The organism is Streptomyces sp. NPDC055506, from assembly GCF_053643595.1.
Genome location: NZ_JBSHKH010000147.1, coordinates 1 through 19706, shown reverse-complemented (window position 1 = coordinate 19706; position 19706 = coordinate 1). Strand labels below are relative to the sequence as shown.

The 19706-nt window shown below is 71.5% G+C and carries 14 protein-coding genes and 1 tRNA gene; 10 read left to right on the top strand and 5 right to left on the bottom strand.

Features of this window, described 5'->3' with window-relative positions:
* Positions 1 to 10: 10 nt before the first annotated feature.
* The 3 genes from ACWIF2_RS35205 to ACWIF2_RS35195 are packed head-to-tail and all read right to left on the bottom strand — an operon-like array spanning position 11 to position 5093.
* Positions 11 to 2155, bottom strand: coding sequence for an acetate--CoA ligase family protein (locus tag ACWIF2_RS35205; protein WP_454365022.1), 2145 nt, complete (start codon positions 2153 to 2155; stop codon positions 11 to 13).
* A 4-nt stretch (positions 2156 to 2159) separates the two neighbouring features.
* Entirely contained in the window at positions 2160 to 3401 is a 1242-nt protein-coding gene (frc, locus tag ACWIF2_RS35200; RefSeq protein ID WP_454365020.1) for a formyl-CoA transferase, read from the bottom strand.
* Positions 3402 to 3410: 9 nt separating this feature from the next.
* Positions 3411 to 5093 carry a thiamine pyrophosphate-binding protein gene (locus ACWIF2_RS35195; protein WP_454365018.1) on the bottom strand — a complete coding sequence of 561 codons (1683 nt, stop codon included), beginning with the start codon at positions 5091 to 5093 and terminating at the stop codon, positions 3411 to 3413.
* A gap of 143 nt (positions 5094 to 5236) precedes the next feature.
* Here ACWIF2_RS35195 and sucC point away from each other — a divergent pair, with 143 nt between their 5' ends.
* The 3 genes from sucC to ACWIF2_RS35180 all read left to right on the top strand — a co-directional run bounded on the left by sucC (position 5237) and on the right by ACWIF2_RS35180 (position 8902).
* Positions 5237 to 6367 carry an ADP-forming succinate--CoA ligase subunit beta gene (gene sucC, locus ACWIF2_RS35190; RefSeq protein WP_454365016.1) on the top strand — a complete coding sequence of 377 codons (1131 nt, stop codon included), beginning with the start codon at positions 5237 to 5239 and terminating at the stop codon, positions 6365 to 6367.
* Positions 6368 to 6381: 14 nt separating this feature from the next.
* Positions 6382 to 7263: a succinate--CoA ligase subunit alpha gene (gene sucD / locus ACWIF2_RS35185; protein WP_454365015.1), complete on the top strand. Its 882-nt coding sequence runs from the start codon at positions 6382 to 6384 to the stop codon at positions 7261 to 7263.
* 97 nt (positions 7264 to 7360) lie between these two features.
* Positions 7361 to 8902 carry an aldehyde dehydrogenase family protein gene (locus ACWIF2_RS35180; protein ID WP_454365013.1) on the top strand — a complete coding sequence of 514 codons (1542 nt, stop codon included), beginning with the start codon at positions 7361 to 7363 and terminating at the stop codon, positions 8900 to 8902.
* Positions 8903 to 8920: 18 nt separating this feature from the next.
* Here the strand turns inward: ACWIF2_RS35180 and ACWIF2_RS35175 are convergent, their stop codons facing one another.
* Positions 8921 to 10261: a DUF2254 domain-containing protein gene (locus ACWIF2_RS35175; protein WP_454365011.1), complete on the bottom strand. Its 1341-nt coding sequence runs from the start codon at positions 10259 to 10261 to the stop codon at positions 8921 to 8923.
* 142 nt (positions 10262 to 10403) lie between these two features.
* Between ACWIF2_RS35175 and ACWIF2_RS35170 the strand changes: the two genes are divergently transcribed.
* Positions 10404 to 10488 (top strand) — tRNA-Leu (locus tag ACWIF2_RS35170).
* A 52-nt stretch (positions 10489 to 10540) separates the two neighbouring features.
* On the opposite strand, the gene ACWIF2_RS35165 is transcribed toward ACWIF2_RS35170, so the two are convergent.
* The gene (locus ACWIF2_RS35165) at positions 10541 to 12406 is read right to left on the bottom strand and encodes a helix-turn-helix domain-containing protein (RefSeq protein WP_454365010.1); all 1866 of its coding nucleotides are present in this window, start codon (positions 12404 to 12406) and stop codon (positions 10541 to 10543) included.
* A gap of 143 nt (positions 12407 to 12549) precedes the next feature.
* Between ACWIF2_RS35165 and ACWIF2_RS35160 the strand changes: the two genes are divergently transcribed.
* The 6 genes from ACWIF2_RS35160 to ACWIF2_RS35135 all read left to right on the top strand — a co-directional run bounded on the left by ACWIF2_RS35160 (position 12550) and on the right by ACWIF2_RS35135 (position 19440).
* Entirely contained in the window at positions 12550 to 14334 is a 1785-nt protein-coding gene (locus ACWIF2_RS35160; RefSeq protein ID WP_454365008.1) for an FAD-dependent oxidoreductase, read from the top strand.
* Positions 14335 to 14424: 90 nt separating this feature from the next.
* Positions 14425 to 15294 (top strand): intradiol ring-cleavage dioxygenase, encoded by an 870-nt coding sequence (locus tag ACWIF2_RS35155; protein WP_454365006.1) that lies wholly within the window; start codon positions 14425 to 14427, stop codon positions 15292 to 15294.
* Positions 15291 to 16370 carry a maleylacetate reductase gene (locus ACWIF2_RS35150; protein WP_454365004.1) on the top strand — a complete coding sequence of 360 codons (1080 nt, stop codon included), beginning with the start codon at positions 15291 to 15293 and terminating at the stop codon, positions 16368 to 16370. Before ACWIF2_RS35155 ends, ACWIF2_RS35150 begins: the two co-directional genes overlap by 4 nt.
* A 65-nt stretch (positions 16371 to 16435) precedes the next feature.
* Complete coding sequence (locus ACWIF2_RS35145; protein ID WP_454365002.1) at positions 16436 to 17302, top strand: GNAT family N-acetyltransferase; 867 nt, start codon at positions 16436 to 16438, stop codon at positions 17300 to 17302.
* A 212-nt stretch (positions 17303 to 17514) separates the two neighbouring features.
* A complete protein-coding gene (locus tag ACWIF2_RS35140) occupies positions 17515 to 18357 on the top strand; it encodes an NmrA family NAD(P)-binding protein (RefSeq protein ID WP_454365000.1) in 843 nt (280 codons plus the stop codon).
* A gap of 168 nt (positions 18358 to 18525) precedes the next feature.
* A complete protein-coding gene (locus tag ACWIF2_RS35135; protein WP_454364998.1) occupies positions 18526 to 19440 on the top strand; it encodes a YceI family protein in 915 nt (304 codons plus the stop codon).
* Positions 19441 to 19706 lie beyond the last annotated feature (266 nt).

Here is a 19706-nt window from a genome sequence, read left to right as displayed (position 1 = left end):
CTCCCTCACCTCATGTACCGCCCCCCAGCACAGCCGCCTCCCGCGCCCAGCGGTACTTGGCGCCGAGCACGGCCACCGGCTTCTCGGTCGTGTACGGGTACGCCACGACCCCGCGCTCGAAGAGGTACTGGCAGGCCTCCTCGACCTCCACGTCCCCCGCGAGCGACGCCACCACCGGCTTCTCGATCCCGCGCTCCCGGAACTCGGCCACCACGCGCGCGGTGAGCTCAGCGAAGACCATCGGAGGGGTGACGATGGTGTGCCAGTAGCCGAGGACGAGCGCGTGGATGCGGGGGTCCTCCATCCCCAGCCGGATCGTCGCCTCGTACGTCGACGGCGGCTCGCCCCCGGTGATGTCCACCGGGTTGCCCGCGGCCCCGAAGGGCGGGATGAACTTCCGGAAGGCCTCGTCCAGATCGGGCGGGATCTCCATCAGCGACAGGCCGTTGTCCGTCACCGCGTCCGAGAGCAGCACGCCGCTGCCCCCGGCGCCCGTGATGATCACGACATTGTCGCCCTGGGGGGCGGGCAGCACCGGCAACGCGCGCGCGTACTCCAGCATCTCGTTCAGCCCGGGAGCCCGGATGACCCCGGCCTGCCGCAGGATGTCGTCGTACACGGCGTCGTCGCCCGCCAGGGCACCGGTGTGCGAACCGGCCGCCTTCGCGCCCGCCGCCGTACGTCCCGCCTTCAGCACGACCACCGGCTTCTTCGGCACGGTCGCCCGCGCGGCCTCCACGAAGGCACGCCCGTCCTTGAGGTCCTCCAGGTGCATCGCTATGCACTGGGTGTTGGGGTCCTCCCCGAACCAGGTCAGCAGATCGTCCTCGTCCAGGTCCGACTTGTTGCCGAGCCCCACGATCGCCGACACGCCCGTCTTCGTGGTGCGCGCGAAGCCCAGGATGGCCATCCCGATGCCGCCCGACTGCGAGGTCAGCGCGACCCCGCCCTTGACGTCGTACGGCGTGCAGAACGTGGCGCACAGGTCCTGCCAGGTGGAGTAGTAGCCGTAGATGTTCGGCCCCAGCAGCCGTACGCCGTGCCGCTCGGCGATCTCCACGATCTCCGCCTGGAGTCCGTGTTCGCCGGTCTCGGCGAAGCCGGAGGGGATCAGCACGGCGTTCGGGATCTTCTTGCGTCCCACCTCCTCCAGGGCCGAGGCCACGAACTTGGCGGGGATCGCGAAGACCGCCACATCCACCTCACCGGGAACGTCCGTGACACTCTTGTACGCCTTGCGGCCCAGGATGTCATCGGCCTTGGGATTCACCGGGTGGATGTCCCCGGCGAAGCCCCCGTCGACGAGGTTGCGCATCACCGAGTTGCCGATCTTGCCCTGCTCGTTGGAGGCGCCGATCACGGCGACCGAGCCCGGTTGCATCAGCCGGCGCATGGACGTGAGGATCTCGTCCCTCGAGTACCGCCGGCGGGGCGGGGGCTGCGACTCGGCGAGGATCACCCGGATGTCGGCCGCGACGGCCCCCTCCGCGGTCGCGATCACCGGATTGAGGTCCACCTCGGCGATCTCCGGGAAGTCGGCGACGAGTTCGGACACCCGGCGGATCTGCTCGGCCACGGCCCACCGGTCCACACCCGCCTGGCCGCGCACCCCGCGCAGGATCTCCGCCGAGCGGATCGAGTCCAGCATCGACAGCGCCTCGTCGGCGTCCACCGGGGCGAGCCGGAAGGTGACGTCCTTCAGGACCTCGACGAGCACCCCGCCGAGCCCGAACGCGACCACCTTCCCGAACGTCGGGTCCGTGACCGCGCCGACGATGACCTCCTGCCCCTTCGGCAGCAGCTCCTGCACCTGGACCCCGTCGATGCGCGCATCGGCGGCGTAGGCACGCGCGTTGTCGACGATGGTGTGGAACGCGGTCCGCACGTCCGCGGACCCCTCGACGCCGACGATCACCCCGCCGGCGTCGGTCTTGTGCAGGATGTCGGGCGAGACGATCTTCATCACGACGGGCCCGCCGAAGCGCGCCGCGTACGCCACGGCCTCCTCGACGTCGGTCGCCAGCTCCTCGCCCGGCACGGCGATCCCGTACGCGTCGGCGATCACCTTGCCCTCGGGCGCGGTCAGCGCGGTCCGCCCCTCGGCCCGCACGGAGTCGAGGAGGCCGCGCACCCGCAGGAGGCGGTCTTCTGCCATCACGTCAGATCACTCCGTTCGACTTGAGCAGGCGCACTTCCTCGTCACCGAGACCGAGTTCGCCGATGTAGACCTCTTCGTTGTGCTCGCCGAGCAGCGGTGAACCGGTCACCTCGACGGGGGAGTCGGACAGCTTGAGCGGGCTGCCGACGGTCACGAACTCGCCCCGCTGCGGGTGCGGGACGGTGACGACCATCTCGTTGGCGACCAGCGACCGGTCCTCGATGATCTCCCGGGTGGACAGGATCGGCCCGCACGGGATGTTGTGCCGGTTGAGCTGCTCCAGCACCTCCCACTTGGGCAGCGTCGAGGACCACTCCTCGATCAGCTGGAACATCTTGTTCAGCTTGGGCAGCCGGGCCTCGGGCGTCGCCCACTCGGGGTCGTCGGCCAGCTCGGGCCGGCCGATGAGCTCGCTGAGCGGCTGCCAGCCGACGGGCTGCACGATGACGTAGACGTAGTCGTTCGGGCCGCCCGGCGCGCACTTGACCGCCCAGCCGGGCTGGCCGCCGCCGGACGCGTTTCCGGACCTGGGAACCTCGTCGCCGAAGTCCTCGTTGGGATATTCACGGAGCGGGCCATGTGCCAGCCGCTGCTGATCCCTCAGCTTCACCCGGCAGAGGTTGAGGACGGCATGCTGCATGGCCACGTTGACCCGCTGACCACGTCCGGTGTTCTCCCGTTGGTACAGCGCCGCGAGAATCCCCGCCACGGCGTGCACCCCGGTCCCCGAGTCCCCGATCTGGGCTCCCGTCGCCAGCGGCGGCCCGTCCTCGAAACCGGTGGTCGACATCGACCCGCCCATGGCCTGCGCGACGACCTCGTACGCCTTGAAGTTGGTGTACGGGCCCTCGCCGAACCCCTTGATGGAGGCATAGACGATCCGTGGATTGATCTCCTGGATGCGGTCCCAGGTGAAGCCCATCCGGTCGACCGCGCCCGGTCCGAAGTTCTCGACCATGACGTCGGAGCGCCGGATCAGCTCGGTGAGGATCTCCTTACCGCGCTCGGTCTTGGTGTTGAGGGTGATGCTCCGCTTGTTGCAGTTGAGCATCGTGAAGTACAGGGAGTCGACGTCCGGCAGATCACGCAGCTGCTTGCGCGTGATGTCGCCGGTCGGCGCCTCCAGCTTGACGACGTCCGCGCCGAGCCAGGCGAGCAGCTGGGTCGCGGAGGGCCCGGACTGGACGTGGGTCATGTCCAGGACGCGGATGCCTTCGAGGGCCTTGGTGGACGGAGCAGTCATCGGGGCACCTCACTTGTACATGGTCTGGTTCATGGTTCCGGGGGCGTACGCGTCGGGGTCGACCCAGACGTTGATCAGGGACGGCTTGCCGGACTCGCGAGCGCGCCTCAGGGCCGGGCCGATGTCGGCGGGGTCGCGGACCTCCTCGCCGTAACCGCCCAGCAGCTGGGCGAACTTGTCGTACTGGACGTCGCCGAGGGTGTTGCCGACCCGCTCGCGGTCCTTGCCGTACTTGGCGGCCTGGCCGTAGCGGATCTGGTTCATGGAGGAGTTGTTGCCGACGATGCCGACGAAGGGGAGGTCGTAGCGGACGAGCGTCTCGAAGTCCCAGCCGGTGAGGGAGAACGCGCCGTCGCCGAAGAGCGCGACGACCTCCTTGTCGGGCCGCGCCTGCTTGGCCGCGAGCACGAAGGGGACGCCGACGCCGAGCGTGCCCAGGGGACCCGGGTCCATCCAGTGCCCGGGTGACTTGGGCTGGACGACCTGTCCGGAGAAGGTGACGATGTCGCCGCCGTCGCCGATGTAGATCGAGTCCTCGGTGAGGAAGTCGTTGATCTCGCTGACCAGGCGGTACGGGTGGATGGGCGAGGCGTTTGACCTCAGGCTCGGCAGCCGCTTCTCCAGAGCGGTCTGCTCGGCCGCCCGCAGTTCGTCCAGCCACTCCTTGCGCTTGGACGCACCGCCGTTGATGCGCCCGGAGGCGGCCTCGGTCACGGACTTCAGGACCAGTCCGGCGTCGCCCACGATGCCGAGGTCGATGTCGCGGTTCTTGCCGACCGTGCGGTAGTCGAGGTCGATCTGTACGACGGTCGCGTCCGGCGACAGCCGCTTGCCGTAGCCCATGCGGAAGTCGAAGGGCGTGCCGACGATGACGATCACGTCGGCGTTGGAGAAGGCGTACCGCCGGGACAGCTGGAAGTGGTGCGGGTCGCCGGGCGGGAGGGTGCCGCGGCCGGCGCCATTCATGTACGCCGGGATGTTCAGGGTGCGCACCAGCTCGATGGCCGACTCGGTGCCCCGGGTCGTCCACACCTGGCTGCCGAGCAGGATGGCCGGCTTCTCGGCGTGCACCAGCAGGTCGGCGAGCTTCTCGACCGCCTCGGGGTCGCCGGCCGAGCGGGTCGAGGCGCGGTAGGCGCCGGACTGCGGCACGCGGGCCTTGGCCGCGGGCACCTTGGCGTCCAGCACATCGCGCGGGATCTCCAGGAAGGAGGGCCCGGGCGCGCCGTGGAAGCACTCGCGGAACGCCATGGACACCAGGTCCGCCGCGCGCGCCGTGTCCGGCACGGTCGCCGCGAACTTGGTGATGGGGTTCATCATGTCGACGTGCGGCAGGTCCTGGAGCGACCCCATCTTGTGCTGAGTGAGGGCCCCCTGACCGCCGATCAGCAGCATGGGGGACTCGGCGCGGAAGGCGTTGGCGACACCGGTGACGGCGTCGGTCGTCCCCGGGCCCGCGGTGACCACCGCACAGCCGGGCTTGCCGGTGATGCGGGCGTAGCCGTCGGCGGCATGGGCGGCGACCTGTTCGTGGCGTACGTCGACGACCTCGATGCCCTCGTCGACGCAGCCGTCGTAGATGTCGATGATGTGGCCGCCGCACAGCGTGTAGATGCGGTCGACCCCCTCGGCCTTCAGCGCCTTGGCTACGAGATGACCACCGGAAATCAAGTCCTGGGTGTCGTCGGGCATGGCGAAGTCCTGTCCCTTCGTAGGGGGTTGGAACGGCTCGCGGTACATTGCATACAGTCGACGAATACTGTATGAAGCTTGTTATCCCGCATCCGGTGGGTGGTGTCCAGGGGGCGTGCGGCACTTTCAGTCAGGAGCCGGAAATGGACCTGTACGAACACCAGGCAAGGGAACTCTTCGAAGAACACGGCATCTTGGTCCCGATGGCCGAGGTGACGGACTCGGCCAAGGAGGCCCGCGAGATCGCACGCCGCCTCGGCGGACGGGTCGTGGTCAAGGCCCAGGTGAAGACCGGAGGACGCGGCAAGGCGGGCGGTGTGAAGCTCGCCGCCGACCCGGCAGCGGCGGAGCTGACCGCACGCCAGATCCTCGGCATGGACATCAAGGGCCACACGGTCGGCACGGTCATGCTCGCCCAACCCGTGGCCATCGAGGAGGAGTTCTATGTCTCCTACGTTCTCGACCGTGCTGCGGGCCGCTTCCTCGCCATCGCCTCCGCGGAGGGCGGCATGGACATCGAAGAGGTCGCCGCCACCCGCCCCGAGGCCGTGGCGCGCATCCCCGTCGACCCCGCCGAGGGCGTGACGTCGGCGAAGGCGGGAGCGATCGCCGAGGCGGCCGGGCTGCCGGCGCAGTGCGTCGACGTCCTCGTACGTCTCTGGGATGTCATGGTCCGGGAGGACGCCCTGCTCGTGGAGGTGAATCCGCTCGTCCGCACCCGGCAGGGACAGATCCTCGCCCTCGACGGCAAGGTCACCCTCGACGACAACGCCCGTTTCCGGCAGGCGCGATGGGGTGCCGAGGAAAGGGGGCACGACGACGCACTCGAGGCCGCCGCTGCCGCCAAGGGCCTCAACTACGTCAAGCTCGACGGCGAGGTCGGCATCATCGGCAACGGCGCCGGACTCGTCATGTCGACCCTGGACGTGGTCGCGGGCTGTGGCGCCCGTCCCGCCGACTTCCTCGACATCGGAGGCGGAGCGAGCGCCCAGGTCATGGCGGACGGACTGTCGCTGATCCTCTCCGACCCGGCCGTGAAGTCCGTCTTCGTCAATGTCTTCGGCGGGATCACCGCCTGCGACGCGGTCGCCGAGGGCATCGTCAAGGCCCTGGACACCGTCCGCCTCACCAAGCCGCTCGTCGTGCGCCTCGACGGCAACAACGCGGCCCGCGGCCGGGCCGTCCTCGACGAGCACGCGCATCCGCTCGTCCAGCAGGTCAACACCATGGACGGCGCCGCACGCCGCGCCGCCGAACTCGCCACCGCGGCCTGAGGAGAGGGAACGCCATGGCCATCTACCTCACCAAGGAGAGCAAGGTCCTCGTCCAGGGCATGACCGGCGGCGAGGGCATGAAGCACACCCGGCGCATGCTCGCGGCCGGCACGAACGTCGTCGGCGGCGTCAACCCGCGCAAGGCGGGCCGCACGGTCGACTTCGACGACCGTGCCGTGCCGGTCTTCGGCTCGGTCGCCGACGGCATACGCGAGACCGGGGCGGACGTCACCGTCGTCTTCGTACCGCCCGCCTTCGCCAAGGCGGCCGTCGTCGAAGCGGCCGACGCGGGCATCGGCCTCGCGGTCGTCATCACCGAGGGCATCCCCGTCCACGACTCCGTCACCTTCACCGCGTACGCCAAGCAGCAGGGCACCCGCGTCGTCGGGCCCAACTGCCCGGGACTCATCACTCCCGGCCAGTCCAACGCGGGCATCATCCCGGCCGACATCACCAAGCCGGGCCGTATCGGCCTGGTCTCCAAGTCGGGCACGCTGACCTACCAGCTCATGTACGAGCTGCGCGACATCGGCTTCTCCACCTGCGTCGGCATCGGCGGTGACCCGGTCGTCGGCACCACGCACATCGACTGCCTCGCAGCCTTCCAGGACGATCCCGACACCGAACTGATCGTCCTCATCGGCGAGATCGGCGGCGACGCGGAGGAACGGGCGGCGGCGTACATCCGCGAGCACGTCACCAAGCCGGTCGTCGGCTACATCGCCGGGTTCACCGCGCCCGAGGGCAAGACCATGGGCCACGCGGGCGCGATCGTGTCCGGCTCGTCCGGTACCGCGCAGGCGAAGAAGGAGGCGCTGGAGGCGGTCGGGGTGAGCGTGGGAAGCACACCGACCGAGACCGCGAACCTCGTGCTGGCGCGCCTCGAAGGCCGTTAGCCGTCACCCCCCAAAAGGGACTTCCCCCCAAAAAAAGACTTCCCCCAAGAAGGACTGCCCCCCGCCCCCGACTGTGCACCGAGAGCGGAGCAACCCCATGGCACCCACCCTCACCCTCAAACCCGGCACCTCCTGGCCCGACGCGTGGCGGCGCTGTCTCTCCGTCGCGCCCGAGGCCTTCCGCGACGACCGGGTCCTCAACCTCTGGAACTCCGCTTGGCAGGCGGACGGCAGGGTCCTGCCCGCCGTCAGCCCGGTGGACGGCAGCCCCATCGCCGGCCCGCCGCGCCTGGACGGCTCCACCGCCCGCTGGGCCGTCCGCGCGGCCCTCGATCAGCACCGCGCCTGGCGGCACGTCTCCCTGCCGGAGCGCAGGGCCCGCGTCGCCGCCACGCTCGACGCCCTCTCCGAACACCGTCGGCTGCTCGCGCTCCTGCTCGTCTGGGAGATCGGCAAGCCCTGGCGGCTCGCCCAGGCGGACGTCGACCGGGCCATCGACGGGGTCCGCTGGTACGTCGACGGCATCGAACCGATGGTCGCCGGCCGGGCCCCGCTGGACGGCCCGGTGTCCAACATCGCCAGCTGGAACTACCCGATGAGCGTGCTCGTTCACGCATTACTGGTACAGGCACTGGCAGGCAACGCGGTCATCGCCAAGACCCCGACCGACGGCGGTGTCGCCTGCCTGACCCTGGCCAGTGCCCTCGCCGCGCGGGAGGGGATCCCCGTGACCCTCCTCAGCGGCAGCGGAGGCGAGCTGTCCCAGGCGCTGGTGCGGGCGCCGGAGATCGGCTGCGTCTCCTTCGTCGGCGGCCGCGACACCGGCGCCGCGGTGGCCACGGCCGTCGCCGACCTCGGCAAACGACACGTACTCGAACAGGAAGGACTCAACACCTGGGGCATCTGGAACCACTCGGACTGGGACGCGCTCACCGCTGTGATCCCCAAGCTCTTCGACTACGGCAAGCAGCGCTGCACGGCGTACCCGCGCTTCGTCGTCCAGCGGCACCTGTTCGACGCGTTCCTGGCGGCGTACCTCCCGGCGGTGCGCGACGTCAGGGTCGGCCACCCGCTCGCCGTCGAGCAGCCCGACGATCCGTACGCCGAGCTGGACTTCGGGCCGGTGATCAACGCGGCCAAGGCCAAGGAGCTGCAGGACCAGGTCGCCGAGGCGATCGAGCGCGGTGCGGTGCCACTGCACCGCGGCAGCCCGGCCGACGCCCGCTTCCTGCCCGGCCAGGACACCTCGGCCTACGTCCAGCCGGTCACGCTCCTCAACCCGCCCTCGTCCTCTCCGCTGCACCACGCGGAGCCGTTCGGCCCGGTCGACACCATCGTCCTGGTCGACACGGAGGCGGAGCTGCTCGCCGCGATGAACGCCTCGAACGGCGCGCTCGTGGCCACGCTGTCCACCGACGACCGGGCCACCTATGAGCGACTCGCCCCGCACATCCGCGCCTTCAAGGTCGGCCACGGCCGGCCCCGCTCCCGCGGCGACCGCGACGAGCTCTTCGGCGGGCTCGGCGCGTCGTGGCGCGGCGCGTTCGTCGGCGGCGAGCTGCTGGTGCGGGCGGTGACGCGGGGACCGGCTGGGGAGCGGCCGCCGGGCAACTTCCCGGAGTACCAGCTCCTGCCGTGAGGAGGGACCCTCTCGGACTCAGCCGATGCCCTGCCGGTCCGGGCGCAGGGCGAACGCGCGGTCCGAGGGGGACGGTTCGGCCTGGTCGACCGCCTGGCGGAGCAGTTCGCGGTGGCGCAGCAGCGGCTCGCGCCGTTCCGCCGGCACGAGCAGGAGCAGGTCGTCCAGTCCGGCCAGCATGCGCCGGGAGACCTGCGGGCTCCCGGTGGCGCACCCCCGTACCTCGGTGAACCCCAGATCCACCAGCTCGGTCCACCCCGGCACGGGCTGCACCAGCCGCACCGCACCGGCCCGGTCCCGGTGCAGGGCGGCGTCCAGCGGGCGCCGGCTCAGCGAGGCCAGGAACTGGATGATGCGGTCCAGCGCCTGGACGGCCGTCGTCGGATCGTTGATCGCGGACGACAGTGCGCGCAACGCGATGTCGGACAACTGGCGCAGGCCGAAGCCGAGATCCTGGTGGTAGGTCCGCTCCACCCCGACCGAGGCCGTGTAGCGCAGTGCCCCGCGTGGCGGGGCCGGCCCGCCGTGGACCGCCAGCACGGGCGTGCCGGGCACCACGAAGTCCCCGATCCTGGGGATCAGCCGCAGCACGACCCCGTGCTTGCGCGCCACTCGTACCAAGCGCGCGATGTGCACGTCCCGCAGCACACCCGCCCGGCCCTCGTGCGGAACCCACGCCGTCGCGGGACCGAGGAGAGCGGCTTCGGGCCCGTCGGGTCCGCCCGCCGGCACGGGCATCGAGGCGGCCACCCGGAAGGACTCCGTGGCGATCCGCGCGATGACATGGCTGATCCGCATCAGCCGCAGGGTGGTGTTCACGTACAGCACGAAGAGGAACAGGCTCAGCGCGACCATGCAGAGCGTGAGGACCGACTGCACCAGCGGTACCGACGTCACGGCACGGGGATCGTCGGCGGTGTCGAAGGAGGTCAGCACCAGCAGGGTCAGCACGAAGGTCGCCAGGAACACCGCGAAGGTCGCCTTGGTGATCCGGCTCCGCACGAAGAGCCGCACCACGCGCGGGGTGAACTGCCCGCTCGCCATCTGTACGGCCACCAGCGAGATGCTGAAGACCACACCGATGAAGGTCATCATCGCCGAGCCGACCGCGGTCACGACGGCCTTCGCGTCCTCCGCGAACCGCAGCAGCTCGTCCAGCGTCTCGTAGTCGCCGTCCTCCTGGAGCGTGTCGACGATGACCGTGTCGAGAGCCTGCGCCCCGGCCCAGACCACGAAGACGCCCACCATGGCCAGGGTGGGAGCGAACCAGAACGTGTCCCGGAGATGCTCCCTGAGCGGCGACAGCGCCCGCGGGCGATGACCCCGAACCGGGCTCCGCGTAACCATCCAGTCACTCATGGTGCGACCCTAGGGGTATCGGGCCGCGAGGTCCCGGACCCCCGCCAGGCGGACGGAAACGCAGGTGAAAGGCACTCCGAAACCTTGGTATTGTTGTCCATGTCGCCGCGGGGAACACCCCTGGCAAGGCGACAGACACCTGGTCCGGGTGGCGGAATGGCAGACGCGCTAGCTTGAGGTGCTAGTGCCCTTTATCGGGCGTGGGGGTTCAAGTCCCCCCTCGGACACAGACCAGCTCGGGCGGGTCGGGAAATCTCCCGGCCCGCCCGAGCTGTTTGCTCACTCCCTGTATCCCCGCAGCTTGCGGTACAGCGTCGCCCGGCCGATGCCCAGTGCGGCCGCCGCGCGTGCCTTGTTGCCGCCGTGGCGGCGCAGTGCCTCCAGGATCGCGGCGCGCTCGGCGTGCTCCATCGGGCTGAGGGGCCGCGCGGCCGGTCCTTCGCGCACCGGGTCCGGGAGTTCGGTCCGGCGGACCGGGCCGGACATCCGCCGCTGCTCCGCCAGGGCCCGGACGACATGGGCCAGCTCGGTGACGTTCCCGGGCCACGGGTAAAGCTCGAGCGCGCGCAGCGCGTCCAGGGTCCAGGACAGCGGGGGCTGTCCGGGCACCGGCCGGGGCGCGAGGACCGGCAGCAGTTCCCGGATGTCCTCGGCGCGTTCCCGCAGTGGGGGCAGGGTCACCGAGCGGGCGGACAGTTTGTCCAGCAGCCGCTGCAGGCAGGGGCCGACCGGCGCGCCGGGCGTGTAGGTGACCAGGACGCGGGCGTCAGGGCGTGTGTCGAGCAGGGAGTTGAGCGCGGCGACCCCCGGCTGTTCGAGGCGCTCGGCGTGCCGCAGCAGGAGCGGCCGGTCGGCCGGCCACTCGGTCAGGGCCCCGTCGAGCCCGGTGTCCCGCGCCGCGTCGGCGATCCGGACGGTGCCCTGGCCGAGCAACTCCCGGGCCAGCGCGGACTTGCCGGTTCCGCGCTCACCGGTGAGCAGCAGCGGCTCCGGGGAGCGCGCCAGCTCCGCCGCACGCGCGACGGCGTGCCGCCACGGCACCGAGGAGCCGGCCAGGGTGACGGGCGGGCGCGGCGAGGCCGGCGCCGACGGTACGGGATCGCCGACCGGTTCCAGGACGGCGACGATCCCGAGGACCGTGCCGTCGTCCAGTCGCGCGGGGGTGATCCGCGCGGTGTATCCGGCTCCCTCGGTCACGCCCGCCCCGCTCACACCACCGTCATCGAGCCGCGAAGTGAGCCCGCCTGGCCGGGCGGGCAGGGCGGTCGCTTCCGTCTCACCCGCACCGCCCCCAACTCGCGCGGTACGCCCGGCTTCGCAGGACCCCTCCGCCCCGCCCGCGCCCTCCCCACGCCGTACGCTCACCGCCGTGCGCTCCAGCGCCTCGAGCACCTCGGGGGTCAGCAACCGCTGCGCCGCGTCGCTGACCAGCCGGTTGCGGCCGTCCAGGGCGACCACGGCCAGGTCCGCGCCGTGTGTTCCGTCCGGCCCGGACGCCCGCAGATAGGCGTCCAGCAGCACCCGCTCGGCCCGGCCCGCCCGCGCGCGCAGTTCCGTCTCGACCGCGGCCGCGGCGGCCTCGGCGAGTGCCGCCTGCGGATGAGGCGAAGGCGTGGTGCACAGCCGTGACGCCACGGTCACCGTGCCGAGAGCCTGCGCACTCTCCGGGTCGCTCACCGGGACGCTGACCGCGGACACGTCCTGCCACCGGTCGAGGAAGTGCTCCGGCCCGTGCATCTCGGCCCGGCGCCGAGTGCGCAGGGCGAGGGCCGCGCTGTTGTCGCCGACCTCCTGCTCCGACAGGACGGGACAGGTTTCGAGCCCGGGCACGCTCCCCGCCGTCCAGAGCACGCGCAGCCGCTCGTCGGTGAGGATGAGGAGCGACCGGCCCGCGCCCAGGGCGGGGACGATCCGTTCGAGCACCGGGCGGGCGGCGTCGAGCAGGGCCGTCTCCGGCGGTCGTACCGGACGGGACGCCGGCTCCTTCAAGTCGTGCGGCACCCCGAAGAACCGCGCCCGTCGCCAGGCCGCGACGATCTCCTCCGGTACGCCGTCGGGCAACGGGCGCCCCGTCAGGAAGCGTTCACGGGCGTCATACAGCGAGGAGAGGGCGGTGGCGGCTGGGGTGTGCTCTGTGGTGGTCACGACATGTCCACCGTATCGGGTTCCGTTGAACGGACAACAACCGCCGTGTCCGGAACGTCCGACGCGCGTGTCCGGAACGTCCGGCGCACACGCTGTCTCGTAATGAGACACCCGTCTCCCGCCGATCCCCTCCATGATCATGAATGGCCGAAGTCCGATTCCCCCCGCAGGAGCGCCCCGTGTCCACCGTCGTCGAGACCGACGTCCTGATCGTGGGCAGCGGCCCGGCCGGTGCCTCGGCCGCGCTCGCCCTGAGCACCTACGGCGTGCCCAACCTCGTGGTGACCCGCTACGCGAGCCTCGCCGACACGCCCCGCGCGCACATCACCAACCAGCGCACCATGGAGGTGCTGCGCGATCTCGGTGTGGAGCAGGAGGTCATCGCGCAGGCGACCCCGCAGCACCTGATGGGCAACACGACGTTCTGCACCAGCCTGGCGGGCGAGGAGCTGGGCCGGGTGCGCTCCTGGGGCAACGACCCGCTCGTCCAGGCGGAACACGAACTCGCCAGCCCCACCCGCATGTGCGACATGCCACAGCACCTCATGGAGCCGGTCCTCGTGAACGCGGCCGTCGCCCGTGGCACCCGGCTGCGTTTCGAGACCGAGTACCTCTCCCACACCCAGGACGCGGACGGCGTCACGGCCACCGTCCGCGACCGGCTGCGCGGGGACACCTACGAGATCCGCGCCAAGTACCTGATCGGCGCCGACGGCGGACGGTCGAAGGTCGCCGCGGACGCCGGGCTGCCGATGGGCGGCCAGATGGGCGTGGCCGGCAGCGTCAACATCGTCTTCGAGGCGGACCTGACCAAGTACACCGCCCACCGTCCGTCCACCCTGTACTGGGTCCTCGCGCCCGGCGCGACGGTCGGCGGCATCGGCGCGGGACTGGTGCGATGTGTCCGGCCCTGGAACGAGTGGCTGATCGTGTGGGGCTACGACGTCACCGCGGGCGCCCCCGACCTGACCACCGCGTACGCGGAATCCGTCGTCCGCAAGCTCGTCGGCGACGACGACATCCCCGTGACCGTCAAGTCGTCCTCCGCCTGGACGGTCAACGAGATGTACGCGGAGAGGTATGCCAACGGCCGCGTCTTCTGCGCCGGCGACGCCGTGCACCGCCACCCGCCGTCCAACGGCCTCGGGTCCAACACCTCCATCCAGGACGCCTACAACCTGGCCTGGAAGCTCAAGCTCGTCCTCGACGGCGCCGCCGCACCCGCCCTGCTGGACTCCTACACCGCCGAGCGCGCCCCGGTCGGGCGGCAGATCGTCACCCGCGCCAACCAGTCCATCCGCGAGACCGCCCCGGTCTTCGAGGCCCTCGACGGGCTCTCCCCGCAGACCCCCGAGCAGCTGTGGGCCAACATCGCCGCCCGCAAGGACGCCACCGAGGCGGCCGAGAAGCAGCGGGCCGAGCTGCGCGAGGCGATCGCCTTCAAGGTGTACGAGTTCAACGCGCACGGCGTCGACCTCAACCAGCGCTATCCCGCCGAGAGCTCCGCCGCGATCGTCCCGGACGGCACGCCCGACCCCGGCTTCGCCCGCGACCCCGAGCTGCACCACCAGCCGTCCTCCCGCCCCGGCGCCCGGCTCCCGCACGCCTGGATCACCTCCGGCACCCGCACGCTCTCCACCCTCGACACGGTCGGCCGGGGCCGCTTCACGCTGCTGACCGGCATCGGAGGAGAGGACTGGGTGCGCGCGGCCGAGGCCCAGGACATCGAGATCGCCACCGTGGTGATCGGCCCCGGGCAGCAGTACGAGGACCCGTACGGCGACTGGGCGCGGCTGCGCGAGATCACGGACACCGGCGCCCTCCTCGTACGCCCCGACGGCTTCGTCGCCTTCCGGCACGCCTCCGTCGCTCCGGACGCCGGGGAACTGCTCGCGGACGCGCTGCGGCGGATCCTCGGTCACGCCTGAGCGCGCGCCATCATGGAGGCAGCGGATGCGATCAGGGAAGCCAGCGGACGCCACCGGGGAAGCACCCGACGTCGACGACGAGGAGCCGGGATGACCACCGAAACGACCGGGGCCGCCGTCACCGAGCAGGCCCTCGCCAGCCTCCGCGCGACCGCCGATCCGCGGCTGCGCGAGCTGCTCAGCGGACTCGTCCGGCATCTGCACGACTTCGCGCGTGAGACCCGGCTCACGCAGGAGGAGTGGGAGCGGGCGATCGCCTTCCTGACGGCGACCGGGCAGGCCTGCACCGACACCCGGCAGGAGTTCATCCTGCTGTCGGACGTGCTCGGCCTGTCCATGCTCGTGGAGACCGTCCACGGTGACCGTGCGCCCGGGGCCACCGAATCGACCGTGCTGGGTCCCTTCCACATGACCGAGTCGCCGGTCCGTGAACTCGGCGACGACATCGACCTGGTGGGCGGCGGCGAGAAATGCGTGGTCAGCGGCCGGGTGCTGGCGCGGGACGGCACACCGCTGCCCGGCGCCGTCGTCGACGTCTGGCAGGCCGACGACAAGGGCTTCTACGACGTCCAGCAGCCCGGCGTCCAGCCCGCCGGCAACGGACGCGGGCTGTTCACCGCCGACGCCGAGGGCCGCTTCTGGTTCCGCACCTGCGTTCCGGCCGCGTACCCCATCCCCACCGACGGTCCGGTCGGCGGTCTGCTGCGCGCGACCGGACGGCACCCCTACCGTCCCGCGCACATCCACTTCATCGCCACGGCCGAGGGCCACACGCCGGTCACCACGCACATCTTCGTGGCGGGCGGGGAGTACCTGGACTCCGACGCGGTGTTCGCCGTGAAGCAGAGCCTGGTCCAGGACTTCGCGGAGACCGACGACCCCTCCCTGGCAGAGAGGTTCGGTGTGCCGAACCCGTTCCGGCTCGCCCGCTTCGACCTCGTGCTGGAGCGTGCCGCATGACGTTCCAGAGCGAGTTCTCGTACGAGACCCGGCCCGTACGGGTCGTCTTCCGGCCCGGCGCGGCCGTCACCGCGACCCCGGACGAGGCCGCACGCCTGGGCCTGCGGCGACTGCTCGTGGTGTGCGGCAGCAGGGGCGAACCGGTCGCCCGGGCGGTCGCGGACGCGCTCGGCGACACCTGTGCGGGACTGCACGCCGAGGCCCGGATGCACGTGCCCGCCGAGGACGCCGACCGGGCCGTCGAGGTGGCGCGCGCGGCCGGGGCGGACGGGTGTGTCGCGGTCGGCGGCGGTTCCGCGATCGGGCTCGGCAAGGCCATCGCCCTGCGCACCGGGCTGCCGCTGATCGCCGTGCCGTCGACCTACTCGGGATCCGAGATGACACCGGTCTGGGGCCTGACCGAGCACGGCGCCAAACGCACCGGACGCGACCCGGTCGTCCAGCCCCGCAGCGTCGTCTACGACCCCCGGCTCACCCTCTCCCTGCCCGTACCGCTGACCGTCACCAGTGGCGTCAACGCGCTCGCGCACGCCGTCGAGGCGCTGTACGCCCCGGACGCCTCGCCGTTGGTCTCGGTCATGGCCGAGGAGGGCGTACGGGCGATGGCCGGGGCGCTGCCGCACCTGGCAGCCGACCCACGGGACCTGGACGCGCGCAGCCGGGCGCTGTACGCGGCGTGGCTGTGCGGCGCGTGCCTCGGCTCGACCACGATGGGGCTCCACCACAAGCTGTGCCACGTGCTGGGCGGCACCTTCGGGCTGCCGCACGCCGAGACGCACACCGTGGTGCTGCCGTACGCCCTTGCCTACAACGCCCCCGCCACCCCGCAGGCGTTGACCGTGCTGGGGCGGGCCCTCGGCACCGACGACGTGCCGCGCGCCCTGTGGGAGCTGGCCGGACGCCTCGGCGCACCGCGGTCCCTCGCTGAACTCGGCCTCAGGGAAGCCGACGTGGCACCGGCGGCGACTCGGGTCGCGGGCGAGCCGTACGCCAATCCGCGCCCGGTGACGGCGGACGGGGCCCGGACCGTGCTGCGGGCGGCGTACGAGGGAGGGCCGCCGGAGCCCGCCGTCTAGGCCGTGCCTTCTGCCGGCCGGAAACCCGGGTGCGGGCTGTCGGTGCCGTGGTGTGTCATCGGGGCATGGCGATTGTCTTGGGTGAGCCGGGAGCCGACGGTCTGAGCGAGGCCGTCGGCGTACTGCGGGAGTGGCAGTACGAGGGGGCGCCGACGCAACTGCACCCTGGCGACCTGGGCTGGTTCTGGCGGGCAGGCGCCGAAGCGACCGCCGCGGCGGTCCGGACCTGGCGCCGGGGCGGACGGATCCTCGCGGTCGGGCTGCTGGACAGTCCCGGGCTGTTGCGCCTGACGATCGTGCCGGGCGGCCACGGGGACGAGGAGCTGGCGAGGCAGCTCGTCGCGGACGTGATCGATCCGGAACGCGGCGTGCTGCCCGAGGGGAAGGTGAACGTCGAGGCGCCGACGGGTGCGCTGGTCCAGGACCTGCTGTGCGAGGAGGGCTGGCACACCGACGAGCCGTGGACCCCGCTGCGCCGCGACCTCACGGAGCCGGTGAAGGACCCGGGCGTGCGGATCGAGGTGGCCGGGCCGGAGCGGGCGGGGGTGCGGACCGCCGTGCAGTGGGCGTCGTTCGACGGGTCGACGTTCAGGGACGAGCACTGGCACGCGATGGCGGCCGGAGTGCCGTACGCCGACGCCCGGTGTCTGGTCGCCTACGACGACCGGGGCAACGCGGTGGCCGCGGTCACGGTGTGGTCGGCAGGTCAGGGGAGGCCCGGGCTGCTCGAACCGATGGGCGTGCACCGGGAACACCGCGGTCAGGGCTACGGCAAGGCGATCACCGTCGCCGCGGCGGCCGCACTCCAGGAACTGGGCTCTTCGAGCGCGCTCGTCTGCACCCCGAGCTCCAACGTCGGCGCCGTCGCCACCTACCAGGCGGCCGGCTTCCGGCAACGCCCCGAGGTCCGGGACCGATACCGGCCCGCCTAGGCCTGTCCGGGAAATCCGCACGGAGGTCAGCCCAGGTCAAGGCACGCGACGGAATCCAGACGACCGACGCTCGCACGTGTCCCTCCCTGACCGTCGTACTCGGCTGAGCGATCCTGGCCGGCGGATTCGCGGCGGCATGGGACGCCTTCGAGAACGCCGGCGGCGGGACTTCGCGGACAGAAGGTGACCGCAAGGATTCCTACGGTCGAGGCATGACGCAGACGCAGAAGATTCTTGTCACCGGTGCCACCGGAACCGTCGGCCGCCAGGTGGTCGCCGAACTGCTCGCCCGGGGCCACGCGGTCCGCGCCCTCACACGTGACGCCGGGAAAGCCGCCTTCCCGGCCGGTGTCGAGGTCGTCGAGGGCGACCTGACCGACCCCGACAGCCTGGCCCCCGCCCTGGCGGGGATCACCGGCCTCCACCTGATCACCTTCGGCGGAGCCGCCTTCACCCCGCTGGAGACCGGCCCCCGGATCCTGGAACTGGCCCGCTCGGCCGGTGTCCGCCGGGTCACCGTGCTGCACGGCGGCGGGCCCACCCCGCTGGAGGACGCGGTGCGCGGCGACGACGGAGTGAGCTGGACCGTGCTCATGCCCGTCGAGTTCATGGCCAACGCCCTGGAGTGGGCGGACGGGATCCAGGCCGCGGGCGAGGTACGGGAGCCGTTCGTCGCACGGCTGAGTGCCATGGTCCACGAGGGAGACATCGGCGCCGTCGCCGCGGTCGCGCTCACGGAGGAGGGCCACGCGGGCCAGGAGTACGTGATCACCGGCCCCGAAGTGCTCACCGTCGGCGACAAGGTGGCGGCCGTCGCCGACGCCGCCGGCCGGGAGATCGCCTTCGTCGAACTGACCGAGGAGCAGGCCGTCGCCCAGTGGCGGGCAGCGTTCCTCCCCGAGGACGTGATCGGCTTCCTCCTCGAGGCCTACGGGAACACACCGGAGGTGGGCCGTACGGTGTCCGGCACCGTCGAGAAGGTCACCGGCCGCCCGGCCCGCACCTTCGCCCAGTGGGCCGGCGAACACGCCGACGTCTTCCGGCAACAGGCCTGACTGTCTCGCCCTGACTGTCTCGCCCTGACTGTCTCGTATTGAGACACCCGTCCCGGAGCCCGGTGCCGCAAGATCGAAAAGGGGGGTGTGACCGCAACAGGGTGCGGCCGTCGGCGTGCGCTCAACCGCCGTGCCTACGGCCGTGCCACCTGATGAAAGGTGAACATCATGGCCCTCGCACTGCTCCGGCGCCGGCGGCTCAAGGGCGCCTCCGCCGCGGCGGCGGGCCTCGCGCTCCCCCTTCCGTCCGGCGCGGGTGCCGTGGCCCGTGAGGTCGTGGACCCGATGGGCTCGCCCCTGGCGGCCGCGGACGTCACCGTCACCGCCCTGGACACCCACCGGGTGGCCGCCCGCGGGACAACCGACCCCTACGGCTACTTCCTCGCCGCGCTGCCGCCCGGCCGGTACAGCCTGATGGTCGCGGCGGAGGGCCTGCGGCCGCACCGCGAGACGATCGAGATCGGCACCGGCGTATCGGCGCCCACCGAACGCGTCTGGCTGCAGCCGGCCGAGGCGCTCCAGTTGCCGGCGCCCGGAACGTGGCTCTTCGATCCGCCGCACACCGCGATCCGGTTCATCGCCAAGCACGTCGGCATGGCGAACGTCCACGGCCGTTTCGAACGCTTCGACGGCGGGATCCAGGTCGCCCAGGACATGACCGCCTCGCGCGTGTCCGTCCGCATCGATGCCGCCAGCATCACGACCGGCAACACCACCCGCGACAACCATCTGCGCTCCGCCGACTTCCTCGACGTCGAACGCTTCCCGTACATCGACTTCAACAGCACCCGCTTCGCCTATCGCGGCGGCAGCAAGTGGTCACTGCTTGGCTCCCTCACGATGCACGGCGTGAGCCGCTCCGTCTCGCTCGACACGACGTATCTCGGCACGGTGAACGGCGGCTACGGGCAGGAGCTGCGCTGCGCGGCCCTGGCGACGGCGGAGCTGCACCGCGAGGACTACACCCTCAACTGGCGCACCATGCTGGCCCGGGGCATCGCGGTGGTCGGGCCGACGGTCCAACTGGAGCTGGACGTCCAGGCGATGTACCGGACCCACGACACCCCGACCCCACCGGAATAATCCCTGGCCCGCTTCCCGCCGACCTCCCTACACTCACCGAGTACCCGGCGCCGCCCACGACGTGAGCGGCGCGCACCGTCGTGACGAATGAAGGGAGACCGCCATGCGTGACCACACCGCTGCCGCCGTCTCCCTGCCGCGCTACGAGGTGATCCTCTGCCCGTTCTGCTTCAAGGGGCAGAAGGAGCTGGGCCGGGATGACTTCTCGAAGATCCCGAACGGCATGCCCGGCGTGGAGCACCGCATGGACCTGCTCCACCAGGCCG

Excerpts from the sequence above, each read along its gene's own strand:
- ACWIF2_RS35195 (WP_454365018.1), bottom strand. The coding sequence starts at position 5,093 with ATGCCCGACGACACCCAGGACTTGATTTCCGGTGGTCATCTCGTAGCC.
- ACWIF2_RS35205 (WP_454365022.1), bottom strand. The coding sequence starts at position 2,155 with ATGGCAGAAGACCGCCTCCTGCGGGTGCGCGGCCTCCTCGACTCCGTG.
- ACWIF2_RS35145 (WP_454365002.1), top strand. The coding sequence starts at position 16,436 with ATGGCGATTGTCTTGGGTGAGCCGGGAGCCGACGGTCTGAGCGAGGCC.
- sucC (WP_454365016.1), top strand. The coding sequence starts at position 5,237 with ATGGACCTGTACGAACACCAGGCAAGGGAACTCTTCGAAGAACACGGC.
- ACWIF2_RS35140 (WP_454365000.1), top strand. The coding sequence starts at position 17,515 with ATGACGCAGACGCAGAAGATTCTTGTCACCGGTGCCACCGGAACCGTC.
- ACWIF2_RS35175 (WP_454365011.1), bottom strand. The coding sequence starts at position 10,261 with ATGAGTGACTGGATGGTTACGCGGAGCCCGGTTCGGGGTCATCGCCCG.
- sucD (WP_454365015.1), top strand. The coding sequence starts at position 6,382 with ATGGCCATCTACCTCACCAAGGAGAGCAAGGTCCTCGTCCAGGGCATG.
- ACWIF2_RS35160 (WP_454365008.1), top strand. The coding sequence starts at position 12,550 with ATGGCCGAAGTCCGATTCCCCCCGCAGGAGCGCCCCGTGTCCACCGTC.
- ACWIF2_RS35150 (WP_454365004.1), top strand. The coding sequence starts at position 15,291 with ATGACGTTCCAGAGCGAGTTCTCGTACGAGACCCGGCCCGTACGGGTC.
- ACWIF2_RS35180 (WP_454365013.1), top strand. The coding sequence starts at position 7,361 with ATGGCACCCACCCTCACCCTCAAACCCGGCACCTCCTGGCCCGACGCG.
- ACWIF2_RS35135 (WP_454364998.1), top strand. The coding sequence starts at position 18,526 with ATGGCCCTCGCACTGCTCCGGCGCCGGCGGCTCAAGGGCGCCTCCGCC.
- frc (WP_454365020.1), bottom strand. The coding sequence starts at position 3,401 with ATGACTGCTCCGTCCACCAAGGCCCTCGAAGGCATCCGCGTCCTGGAC.
- ACWIF2_RS35155 (WP_454365006.1), top strand. The coding sequence starts at position 14,425 with ATGACCACCGAAACGACCGGGGCCGCCGTCACCGAGCAGGCCCTCGCC.